Raw genomic sequence first — 11,699 nt, 5'->3', positions numbered from 1 at the left:
TCGGCCTTGTTGCCTGGTGGGCGTTGGCTGACCTGGCCCTAGCGCCCCTGCGCCGAGACCAGCTGTTCCACCCGGATAACCTCGGCGATACGCCCGAGCTGGCGCAGGGAGGCATGATGCTCATTGGCATCGGCGGCGGCGCAGGCATCTTCCAGTATGGTGATGGCGTAGTCCCGATCGTGGCCATCCCGGGCGGCGGCCTGAATGGCCCACGTGGTGCTGATGCCGCACAGGTAGAGATGCTCGATGCCATTGACCCGCAGCGCCGCTTCCAGGGCGGTGCCGTAGAAGGGGCTGACTCTGGGCTTCTCCAGCACCAGATCCGTCCCTAGCACCGCCAGATCGGGATGAAATTCCCCACCCTCGCCATCGAGGCGCAGGGCACCGAACTCCTGGGCCCGGCCAAAAATGGGCGAGCCCTTGGGTTGCAGATGATAGTTGGCCTCGAACCCCACCTTCACCAGGATCACCAGCCAGCCCCGGGCCCTGGCATGGGCCATCGCCTGGTTGGCATGGGTGATGGCATCCTGCTCCTGCACATGGCGGGAGCAGGCCGCGACCTTGCCATCCGGGTGGGCGAGATCCTTGATGAAATCGATGACCAGCAGTGCCTTGTCCGTCATGGTTGCCTCCGCGTCGTTGAATCCCGGCTACACCAGCCCCAGAGCATAGCGCAGGGCCATCTCCTTGAGCGGGCCCGCCTTGTCCGCCAGATTGAGGGCCAGGTTGCGAGCCAGCTTGAGCGGCCCTATCTCGTTGCTGAACACCCCGTAGAAGAGGTCCATCCCCGACTGCATCAGCAGGTTGTCCGGGCGACGGCGCCGTTCATAGCGTGCGGCCAGGGCGATGTCGTGCCAGTCGGCCCCCGCCTTCTCCAGCAGCTCGACCCAGCAGGCCACGTCCTTGAAACCCAGATTGACGCCCTGCCCCGCCAGCGGGTTGATGGTGTGGGCGGCGTCCCCCAGCAGCACCACCCGATCGGCGTGGTAGGCGTTGGCATGGCGGCGCACCAGGGGGAAGCTCCCCTTGCCGGTCACGGTAAAACCGCCGAGCCGGGCCGGGAAGTGGCGGCGCACCTCGGTGGCCAGCGCCTCGTTGTCCATGGCGGCCAGGGCCCGGATCCGGGCCGGGCTGTCATACCAGACCAGGGAGCCGTGCTGGCCGGACAGGGGCAGGAAGGCGCGCGGGCCGCTGGGGGTGAACTGCTGCCAGGTGATGTCCTCCTGCGCGAAATCGGTGTCGATATTGATCAGCAGGCAGTGCTGGCGATACTCGAAACGGGACACGCCGATCCCCGCCAGCAGGCGAATCTGCGACTCGGCGCCGTCACAGGCCAGCAACCAGCGCCCCCGCAGCACGCTGCCATCCGCCAGGGTCAGGGCCACTCCGTCACCGTCCTGCGCGAGGCCGTGCACCGTCGCCGGGCTGTGAAGGTGGATATGGGCAAGCGCCTCGATGCGACGCAGCAAGGCGAGCTGGATCAGGCGGTTCTCTATGATGTAACCCAGCTGGGGCAACCCCAGGGTGGCGGCATCGAAGGCGGTCGAGCTGCCATCCAGCTCCCAGGTTTCCAGTCGGCGATAGGGGCACAATCGCATCTGCCTGAGCGGCTCCCAGGCACAGGCGCGGTCCAGCAGGGCAACCGAGGCCTGACTGATGGCGGAGACCCGCAGATCCCGTGGCTGCTCCGGGGAGAAGGGGGCGGGCAGGCGGCTCTCGACGAGGCGCACCGAGCGGCCCTGACCTGCCAGCAGGCAGGCGGTGGCGGCGCCCACCATGCCGGCGCCGACGATGATCACATCGCACTCTTGGGGGGCGGCGGTTTGGGCATCTTGCATTGCGGACATGGCTGCTTCCTGAAAACGGGCGCCGCGAGGCGCAAGGCCCGCCAGGGGCGGACGGGTGACAACAAGGTGGCGCGGACGGCGCGGCATCTGCGGGCCATGATACCCCAAGATGCCCTGGCAAGCAGTGACCTGGCTCGCCAAGATCCCGGCCGGATGGGCAGGTGCCAGCTGGATATTAGCTAGGCAGTATCCAGATTGCGGGGTAAAATGCCCGGTCCTTTGACCATGTCGCTTTCAAAAACAGTCAAGAGTAGCAATGAGCAAGAAACTTCATATTAAAACCTGGGGCTGCCAGATGAACGAGTACGACTCGTCCAAGATGGCCGACCTTCTGGATGCCAGCAACGGCTATCAACTCACCGACGAGCCGGAAGAAGCAGACGTCTTGCTGCTCAACACCTGTTCCATTCGCGAGAAGGCCCAGGAGAAGGTGTTCCACCAGCTCGGTCGCTGGAAGAAGCTCAAGGCTGACAAACCCGATCTGGTCATCGGGGTGGGGGGCTGCGTCGCCTCCCAGGAGGGGGAGAGCATTCGCAGCCGCGCCCCCTATGTGGACATCGTCTTCGGCCCCCAGACCCTGCATCGCCTGCCCGCCATGATCAAGCAGGTGCAGGAGGGTCGCGGTGCCCAGGTGGACGTCGCCTTCCCCGAGATAGAGAAGTTCGACAGCCTGCCGGAGCCCCGTGCCGAAGGGGCCACCGCCTTTGTCTCCATCATGGAAGGCTGCTCCAAATACTGCTCCTTCTGCGTGGTGCCCTACACCCGTGGCGAGGAGGTGAGCCGCCCGCTCGACGACGTGCTCTACGAGATCGCCCAGCTCGCCGAACAGGGGGTGCGCGAGGTCAACCTGCTCGGCCAGAACGTCAACGCCTACCGGGGCCCGACCCATGACGACGGCATCTGCTCCTTCGCGGATCTGCTGCGCCTGGTGGCCGCCATCGACGGCATCGACCGCATTCGCTACACCACCAGCCACCCCATCGAGTTCACCGACGACATCATCGAGGTCTACAAGGACACCCCAGAGGTGGTCAGCTTCCTGCATCTGCCGGTGCAGAGCGGATCGGATCGCATCCTGACCATGATGAAGCGTCCCCACACGGCGCTGGAGTACAAGTCCAAGATCCGCCGCCTGCGCGCCGCCCGTCCCGACATCACCATCAGTTCCGACTTCATCGTCGGCTTCCCCAACGAGACGGACGAGGACTTCGAGGCCACCATGAAGCTCATCGAAGAGGTGAACTTCGACATGAGCTTCAGCTTCATCTACAGCCCGCGCCCCGGCACCCCGGCCGCCGACATGCCAGACGATGTCGACATGGAGGTGAAGAAGGCGCGCCTGGCCAGGTTGCAGCACGTCATCAACAACCAGGCGATGCAGATCAGCCGCGCCATGCTGGGCACCAGCCAGCGCATCCTGGTGGAGGGCCCCTCCAAGCAGGATCCCATGCAGCTGCGCGGTCGCACCGAGAACAACCGAGTGGTCAACTTCGTGGGGCCCCGCTCCCTCATCGGCGGCTTCGCCGACGTGGAGATCACCGAGGTGCTGCCACACTCGCTGCGCGCCACCCTGCTGCGCGGTGAGGCCGAGATGGATTTGCGGGTCGCCGTCGCGCCCCGGGAGATCCTGGCCCGTCGTCCGGACAACGTGCCCGATGCCCTCGGCGTCGCCGGTTTTACCCCCCATTAAACGCCGGATCGGCGGGGCACCCGCCGATCTCGCTCATGAGACGAGGATCCCTTGACCCGACACATCTCGACCCTGAACCTGCATCTGGAGCCCGCGGACAACCTGCGGCTCGCCAGCCTGTGCGGCCCCTTCGACGACAACCTCAAGCAGCTCGAACGCCGGCTCGGCGTCGAGATCAGCTATCGCAACAACCACTTCCAGCTGCTGGGCAAACAGGCCCAGGTGGATGCGGCTGCCGCCATCCTCAAGCACCTCTATGTGGAGACCCAGGCCCTCAAGGGGGGCAAGGTGAGCGACATCCAGCCCGAGATGGTGCACCTGGCGGTGCAGGAGTCCCGGGTGCTGGAGCAGGATGACGAGGCCCCCGCCCAGGGGGGCGACAAGGCGGTGACGGTCAAGACCAAGCGCGGTCTCATCAAGCCCCGCAGCCCGAACCAGGCGCAGTACATCAGCAACATAGTGCGCCACGACATCAGCTTCGGCATCGGGCCCGCCGGGACCGGCAAGACCTATCTGGCGGTCGCCGCCGCGGTCGATGCCCTGGAGCGCCAGGAGATACGGCGCATCCTGCTGACCCGCCCCGCGGTGGAAGCCGGGGAGAAGCTCGGCTTCCTGCCCGGAGATCTCTCCCAGAAGGTGGATCCTTACTTGCGCCCCCTCTACGACGCCCTGTTCGAGATGCTTGGCTTCGAGCGGGTGGAGAAGCTGATGGAGCGCAACATCATCGAAGTCGCGCCGCTCGCCTATATGCGCGGGCGCACCCTGAACGATGCCTTCATCATTCTCGACGAGGCCCAGAACACCACCACGGAGCAGATGAAGATGTTCCTGACCCGCATCGGCTTCAACTCCAAGGCGGTGGTGACCGGTGACATCACCCAGGTGGATCTGCCGCGCAACATGCGCTCCGGCCTGCGCCACGCCATCGAGGTGCTGCAGGGGGTCGATGGCCTCTCCTTCAACTTCTTCGAATCCAGGGACGTGGTGCGCCACCCCGTGGTGGCTCGCATCGTCCAGGCCTACGAGGCGTTCGACGCCGAGCAGGCCGCCCGGTCGAACTCTGCCGCCGGCAAGGAGGGCGCACAATGAGCGTGATCCTGGATCTGCAGCTGGCCTGTGAGCAAGAGACCGGCCTCCCGAGCCAGGCCCAGCTGCAAGCCTGGCTCGACGGCACCCTTCTCGGCTTTCAGCAGGAAGCCGAGGTGACGGTACGCCTGGTGGACGAGGCGGAGAGCCGCGAACTCAACCACACCTATCGTGGCAAGGACAGCCCGACCAATGTGCTCTCCTTCCCGTTCGAGGCGCCGCCGGGTCTGGAGCTGCCCCTGCTTGGCGATCTCGTCATCTGCCGCCAGGTGGTGGAGCGGGAAGCCGCCGAGCAGAACAAACCCCTCGAGGCCCACTGGGCCCACATGGTTGTGCATGGCAGTCTGCATCTGCTAGGTTATGACCATATCGAGGATGAGGAAGCCGAGGAGATGGAGGCGCTCGAGCGCGATATCATGGCCGAGCTCGGCTTTGCGGATCCCTATCTCGACGATGAAGCCTGATCCCTGACCGAGGCATGTCACGGCATTGAAACAGGCCGCCGTCATCCTCATGTAGCAGACACACTATTCCCGCATGTTTAAATGAGTAACCAAGAGAAAAAATGACCGACGATCACCCTAGTACCGGCTCGCCGAAGAAAACCTGGCTCGACAAGCTCAGCCAACTCTTCCAGGGCGAGCCAAAAGACCGCAACGATTTGGTGGATGTGATTGCCGACGCCGAGGAGCGCGATCTCATCGATCAGGACACCAAGGACATGATTGAGGGTGTGCTCGAGATCGCCGATCTGCGCGTACGCGACATCATGATCCCCCGCTCCCAGATGGTGACCATAGAGAAATCCCAGTCCGTGGATGAACTCCTGCCGGTCATCATAGAGTCGGGTCACTCCCGTTTCCCGGTGATCAACGAAGACAAGGATCATGTGGAGGGCATACTGCTCGCCAAGGATCTGCTGCCGTTCGGTTTTGGTTCCCACCATGCCAGCGAGCCCCTCGCCCTCGAAAACATCCTGCGCCCGACCGTGATCGTGCCCGAGAGCAAACGGGTCGACCGCCTGCTCAAGGAGTTTCGCGAGGAGCGCTACCACATGGCCATAGTGGTGGACGAGTTTGGCGGCGTCTCGGGTCTGGTGACCATTGAAGACATACTGGAACTCATCGTCGGCGAGATAGATGACGAGTTCGATGACGATGACGACGAGCCGGACGAGATCCGCCGCATCAGCAAGCGGGTCTTCTCGGTCAGCGCCCTGACCGAGATAGAGGACTTCAACGACTTCTTCGGCACCCAGTTCAGCGATGAAGAGGTGGATACCGTGGGTGGCCTGGTGATGCACGCCTTCAGCCATCTGCCGAAAAAGGGCGAGGAGATCGAGCTGGGCGGCTACCTGTTCAAGGTGATGCACGCCGACCGGCGCCGCCTGCAGCAGTTGCAGGTCAAGATCCCGGAGAACCATGTCGCGGCCCAGTCCGAGACCCAGTGATCCCCCCTCGTCGCGCCTCGACATCAGGCCCCGCCACGCGGGGCCTTTTCATTGGATGGCCGTGCTGGAGGTAGGCTAACGGGCCCTTCGGGAGCGGGACAGAGGGCGGCCGTGGCGCACCGGACTCGCCGTTGCCCACCATTACGGGTTAAGATATCCACCAACTCCGTTTTCAGCCTAATTTGAGCCCCATCACCCGTGAAATCGAAACTCCTGACCAGCCTGTGCGCCCTGGCCTGTGGTGCCCTCGCCGTCCTGGCCTTCTCCCCCTTCGGCTACTGGCCCCTGGTGATCCCCTCCCTGCTCGGCCTCTACGCCCTGCTGGACAAGGCGAGCCCGCGCCAGGCCGCCTGGCGCGGCTTCGGCTATGCCATGGGCCTCTTCCTGCCGGGTCAGTGGTGGATCCATGTCAGCATGACGGAGTTTGGCGGCATACCGCTGCCGGCCGCCTTCCTGCTGCTGGCGGGGCTGGCAGCCTATCTCTCCCTCTACCCGACCCTGGCCTGCTGGGTCTTCGCCCGCTACTTCACCGCCCGTCACTGGAGTCGCTGGCTGCTCGCCTTCCCGGCGCTCTGGCTCATCGCCGACTGGCTGCGGGGCACTATCATGACCGGCTATCCCTGGCTCTGGTTTGGTTATACCCAGATAGACGGTCCCCTCAAGGGGTTCGCCCCCATTCTCGGGGTGCAGGGCATCACCCTCGCCCTGCTGCTCACCGCCTCCGCCCTTTGGCTGACCTGGCAGAGCCGCAAGCCGGCCTGGCTGTTGCTGCCCGTCGCCCTGGTGGGCACCGCCCTGGGACTGATGCAGCTTAACTGGGTGACCCGGGGCGAGCCGGTCAAGGTGGCACTGGTGCAGGGCAATATCGCCCAATCTCTCAAGTGGAACCCGGAAGCCCTGGTCCCCACCATCCGCACCTATCAGGATCTCAGCCGGGAGCACCAGGATGCCGACCTCATCGTCTGGCCCGAGTCGGCCATTCCGGCCCTCGAGAAGGAAATGGGCAGCTATCTGGAGAGTCTGGACAAGGCGATGAAGGTGAACGATACCGCTCTCCTGGCGGGCATCATCAACTACGATGCCAAGTCCCAGCGTTTCTACAACGTGGTGCTCGGCATGGGGGTGCAGGATGCGGACGGCAAGGCCTCCTATCACTACGAGCACGAGAACCGCTTCAACAAGTACCACCTGCTGCCCATCGGGGAATATGTGCCGTTCGAGGATTGGCTGCGCCCCATCGCCCCCTTCTTCAACCTGCCCATGTCCTCCTTCAGCCCGGGGGATGCGGTGCAGCCGAACCTGATCGCCAAGGGGCTCAAGCTGGCGGCCGCCATCTGCTACGAGATCATCTTCCCCGAGGAGCTGCGCCGCAACGTCCAGCCGGATACCGACTTCCTGCTGACCGTCTCCAACGACGCCTGGTTCGGCACCAGCATCGGCCCCTGGCAGCACATGGAGATCGCCCGCATGCGTGCCCTCGAGCTGGCCCGCCCCCTGCTGCGTGCCACCAACAACGGCATCACCATCACCACGGAAATCGATGGCAGCATCACGGGCCAGATCCCCCAGTTCGAGGCAGGAGTGCTGCGCACCGAGGTGCGTCCCGCCCACGGCCAGACCCCCTACCTGCGCTTTGGCAGCTGGCCGCTCTACGGTTTCTGCGCCCTGGGGCTGCTGCTGGCGCTGGTGCTGCGCCCCCGCGCCCACCCCTGGGCCCGCGAGCTGTAAGCGCAAGGCTGACCCGTCCATGAAAAGAGGCGCCCGATGGGGCGCCTCTTGCCATTCAGCCAGCCGATGATATCCGGGGCGGGCTCAGGGCGAGAGCGGCTCCCTGTGATACTCGCTGGCGCCGCACTCCGGGCAGGTGCCCAGCTGCTCCGGTTTCAATACCGTATGACGCCAGCCGCACTGATCGCACACCATGACCCCCAGTCCCACCCAGTCGCCGGCCTGATAGAGTCCCTTGTGCTCCAGCTCGTCCGCCAGCTCCTGCCACTCCACCTGGGAGCGGTCGGTCACGTCCGCCAGCCAGGACCACACTGTATCCTTCAACGCCAGCATAAAGGCGGACTCGGGTACCTCGGCGCGACTCTCGTCATAGTTGCCCAGATCCCGCTTCACGTATTCGGCGATGAGGGCCAGCTCGTCCTGGGTCAGATCCCCGGCCGCCTCCAGATAGGCCTGCACCTTGGCGATCATCTTGTTGAGACGCTCTCCCTGAAAGGCCTCCGTCTCCTCCCACTGTTTTCTGAGCTGGGCGATGAAGGCCTCATAACCTTTTCGGCGCTTGTCCATGGCGTAACTCCTCTCTCAATGACGGATGGGTGCTCTGCCTCGGGCGACCCGGGACGCTGACGGTTGTTGCCGCCGCAGGATATGGGTATTCTATTGCGATTTCCCAGCCGATTTATCTATCCATTTCACAGATCCGGATGTCACCAAATGCAAGAGCAATACGTTCCCCAATCCATTGAACCAGCAGTGCAACAGCACTGGGACGCCAAGAAAACCTTCAAGGCAGTGGAGAAAGTAGATAAAGAGAAATTCTACTGCCTCTCCATGTTCCCCTACCCGTCTGGTCGTCTACACATGGGGCACGTGCGTAACTACACCATAGGTGATGTGATCTCCCGTTATCAACGGCTCAATGGCAAGAACGTGCTGCAACCCATAGGCTGGGATGCCTTCGGTCTGCCCGCCGAGAACGCCGCGGTCAAGAACAAGACGGCGCCGGCTCCCTGGACCTATGAAAACATCGAATACATGAAGAAACAGCTCAAGATGCTGGGGCTGGGTTATGACTGGGACAGAGAGCTGGCGACCTGCAAGCCGGATTACTACCGCTGGGAGCAATGGTTCTTCACCAAGCTCTACGAGAAGGGTCTGGTCTACAAGAAGACCTCTTCCGTCAACTGGTGCCCGAACGACATGACGGTGCTGGCCAACGAGCAGGTGGTGGACAACTGCTGCTGGCGCTGCGACACCCCGGTGGAGCAAAAAGAGATCCCCCAGTGGTTCATCAAGATCACCGACTACGCCGAAGAATTGTTGAACGACATCGACAATCTGGAAGGCTGGCCCGAGATGGTCAAGACCATGCAGCGCAACTGGATTGGCCGCTCCGAAGGGGTCAACATCAGCTTCGCCATTGAGGGTCAGGACGAGCACCTGGAGGTCTACACCACCCGTCCGGACACCTTCATGGGTGTGACCTATGTGGGCATCGCCGCCGGTCACCCGCTGGCCGCCCAGGCTGCCGAAAGCAATCCGGAACTGGCCGCCTTCATCGAAGAGTGCAAGCACACCAAGGTGGCCGAGGCAGACATGGCCACCATGGAGAAGAAGGGCATGGCCACCGGCCTGTATGCCATTCATCCCCTGGATGGCCGCAAGGTGCCGGTCTGGGTCGCCAACTTCGTGCTGATGAACTACGGCACCGGCGCCGTGATGGCGGTACCGGGTCACGACCAGCGCGACTTTGAATTCGCCACCAAGTATGGCCTCGAGATCAGGGCCGTCATCAAGCAGGCCGACGGGGAAGCGCCGAACGTGAGCGACGCCGCCTACACGGAGAAGGGCGTGCTGTTCAACTCCGGCGAATTCGACGGTCTCGACTTCCAGGGTGCCTTCGATGCCATCGCTAGCAAGCTGGAAGGCCTCGGTCACGGCAAGCGCACCGTCAACTACCGCCTGCGCGACTGGGGGGTTTCCCGTCAGCGTTACTGGGGTGCCCCCATCCCCATGCTGACCCTGGCGGACGGCACCGTGGTGCCGACCCCGGAAGATCAGCTGCCGGTGCTGCTGCCCGAAGACGTGGTGATGGACGGCATCCAGAGTCCCATCAAGGCCGACGCCGACTGGGCCAAGACCACTTACAACGGCCAGGACGCGTTCCGCGAGACCGATACCTTCGACACCTTCATGGAGTCCTCCTGGTACTACGCCCGCTACTGCTCCCCGGACTACGACAAGGGCATGCTGGATCCTGCAGCCGCCAACCACTGGCTGCCGGTGGATCAGTACATCGGCGGCATAGAGCACGCCTGTATGCACCTGCTCTACGCCCGCTTCTTCCACAAGCTGCTGCGTGATGCGGGCCTGGTGAACAGCGACGAGCCGTTCAAGCGCCTGCTCTGCCAGGGCATGGTGCTGGCCGACGCCTTCTACTACAAGGACGAGAAGGGCGGCAACGTCTGGGTCAGCCCGACCGAGGTCAAGGTGGAGCGCGACGACAAGGGCCGCATCACCAAGGCGGTGGATCTGGAAGGGCGTGAGGTGATCCACTCCGGCATGACCAAGATGTCCAAGTCCAAGAACAACGGCATCGATCCCCAGCTGATGGTGGAGCGTTACGGCGCCGACACCGTCCGCCTGTTCATGATGTTCGCCTCCCCGGCCGACATGACCCTGGAGTGGTCCGATTCCGGCGTGGAGGGCGCCCAGCGCTTCCTGCGTCGCCTGTGGCGCATCACCTTCGAACACGTTGCCGGTGGCGCCGTCGCCCCGCTGGATCTGGCCGCCTTGACCGGCGAGCAGAAAGCGGTGCGCCGCGAGCTGCACAAGACCATCGCCAAGGTGAGCGATGACGTGGGTCGCCGCCAGACCTTCAACACCGCCATCGCCGCCATCATGGAGCTGATGAACAACCTGGCCAAGCTGGGCTCAGACGCCCAGGATCGCGCCCTGATGCAGGAAGCGCTGGAAGCCGTCGTGGTCATGCTCTACCCCATCACCCCGCACATCGGCTTCGAGTTGTGGAAGATGCTGGGCAAGGAAGGGGACATAGACGTGACCGGCTGGCCTGTGGCCGACGAGGCCGCCATGGTCGAGACCGAGAAACTGGTGGTGGTGCAGATCAACGGCAAGATGCGCGGCAAGCTCACCGTCCCGGCCGACATCAGCCAGGCCGATGTCGAGCAGCTGGCCATGAACGATGCCTCGGTGCAGAAATTCACCGACGGCCTGACCGTGCGCAAGGTGATCTATGTGCCGGGGAAATTGCTCAACATAGTAGCCAACTGATCCGGGCCGGTTTGATAGCCATCGCCCTGGTGCCCGGCCTGCGGCCGCGCACCTTCATATAATCGAAGGAGGCGGCGCGCCCATGCGCGTCGCCTCCTTCTTGAATCAGAGAGGACATGCCATGGGTTCGCCCCTCATTCGCCGAGTCACCATACTGGTGACCGCCCTGCTGCTTTCGGCCTGCGGTTTCCAGCTCCGTAGCCAGGCCATCCCCCCCGAGCTGATGACCATGAAGGTGGTCGGTGACACCAAGAGCGATCTCTATCGCCAGGTCACCACCCGCCTCAAGGCCTCGGGAGTGAACCTGACGGACAAGGAAGGCATCCCCGTGCTGACCCTGGGTGGGGTCGGCAACAGCAGTCAGGTCGCCTCGGTTGACGCCCTCGGCCAGGACAAGGAGTACGTGCTCGGCTACAGCACCAGCTTCACCGTCTCCATGCCGGGCCAGCCGACCCAGATCTTCCCCATCACCTTCAACCGCAGCTTCCTGAACAAGCCGGATGCGGCACTGGCCTCCTCCCGCGAGCAGGAACAGCTTGGCAAGGAGATGCAGGAGCAGGCAGCGAGCCTCATCATCCGGCAGCTGAGCCAGGTCAAGTTCTGA

The 11,699-nt window shown here is 63.7% G+C and carries 10 protein-coding genes; 7 read left to right on the top strand and 3 right to left on the bottom strand.

Going from position 1 to position 11,699, the window contains the following annotated elements; all coding sequences use genetic code 11:
- Positions 1-38: 38 nt before the first annotated feature.
- Entirely contained in the window at positions 39-623 is a 585-nt protein-coding gene (locus tag BN1119_RS01725; protein WP_041992957.1) for a cysteine hydrolase family protein, read from the bottom strand.
- A gap of 27 nt (positions 624-650) precedes the next feature.
- The gene (locus BN1119_RS01720) at positions 651-1,838 is read right to left on the bottom strand and encodes an FAD-dependent oxidoreductase (protein ID WP_041992954.1); all 1,188 of its coding nucleotides are present in this window, start codon (positions 1,836-1,838) and stop codon (positions 651-653) included.
- A gap of 265 nt (positions 1,839-2,103) precedes the next feature.
- Here BN1119_RS01720 and miaB point away from each other — a divergent pair, with 265 nt between their 5' ends.
- The 5 genes from miaB to lnt all read left to right on the top strand — a co-directional run bounded on the left by miaB (position 2,104) and on the right by lnt (position 7,801).
- Entirely contained in the window at positions 2,104-3,537 is a 1,434-nt protein-coding gene (gene miaB / locus BN1119_RS01715) for a tRNA (N6-isopentenyl adenosine(37)-C2)-methylthiotransferase MiaB (protein WP_041992951.1), read from the top strand.
- Positions 3,538-3,588: 51 nt separating this feature from the next.
- Positions 3,589-4,626, top strand: a complete 1,038-nt coding sequence (locus tag BN1119_RS01710; protein ID WP_041992948.1) for a PhoH family protein — start codon at positions 3,589-3,591, stop codon at positions 4,624-4,626.
- Positions 4,623-5,087, top strand: a complete 465-nt coding sequence (ybeY, locus tag BN1119_RS01705; RefSeq protein ID WP_041992945.1) for an rRNA maturation RNase YbeY — start codon at positions 4,623-4,625, stop codon at positions 5,085-5,087. The genes BN1119_RS01710 and ybeY overlap by 4 nt, the downstream gene beginning before the upstream one ends.
- Before the next feature lie 101 nt (positions 5,088-5,188).
- Positions 5,189-6,073, top strand: a complete 885-nt coding sequence (gene corC, locus BN1119_RS01700; protein ID WP_041992942.1) for a CNNM family magnesium/cobalt transport protein CorC — start codon at positions 5,189-5,191, stop codon at positions 6,071-6,073.
- A 198-nt stretch (positions 6,074-6,271) separates the two neighbouring features.
- Positions 6,272-7,801, top strand: a complete 1,530-nt coding sequence (gene lnt, locus BN1119_RS01695) for an apolipoprotein N-acyltransferase (protein ID WP_041992938.1) — start codon at positions 6,272-6,274, stop codon at positions 7,799-7,801.
- An 84-nt stretch (positions 7,802-7,885) separates the two neighbouring features.
- On the opposite strand, the gene BN1119_RS01690 is transcribed toward lnt, so the two are convergent.
- Positions 7,886-8,368, bottom strand: coding sequence for a zinc ribbon-containing protein (locus BN1119_RS01690; RefSeq protein ID WP_041992936.1), 483 nt, complete (start codon positions 8,366-8,368; stop codon positions 7,886-7,888).
- A gap of 147 nt (positions 8,369-8,515) precedes the next feature.
- On the opposite strand from BN1119_RS01690, the gene leuS reads away from it, so the two are divergent.
- Both leuS and BN1119_RS01680 read left to right on the top strand, forming a co-directional pair.
- Positions 8,516-11,095 (top strand): leucine--tRNA ligase, encoded by a 2,580-nt coding sequence (gene leuS, locus BN1119_RS01685; protein WP_041992933.1) that lies wholly within the window; start codon positions 8,516-8,518, stop codon positions 11,093-11,095.
- Between the two features lie 121 nt (positions 11,096-11,216).
- Positions 11,217-11,699, top strand: coding sequence for an LPS-assembly lipoprotein LptE (locus BN1119_RS01680; RefSeq protein ID WP_041993815.1), 483 nt, complete (start codon positions 11,217-11,219; stop codon positions 11,697-11,699).

The sequence above is a fragment of the Aeromonas bivalvium genome (assembly GCF_000819765.1).
Classification (GTDB): domain Bacteria; phylum Pseudomonadota; class Gammaproteobacteria; order Enterobacterales; family Aeromonadaceae; genus Aeromonas; species Aeromonas bivalvium.
The sequence above is the reverse complement of the archived record's forward strand: the minus strand, read 5'-3'. Positions and strand labels throughout refer to the sequence as shown.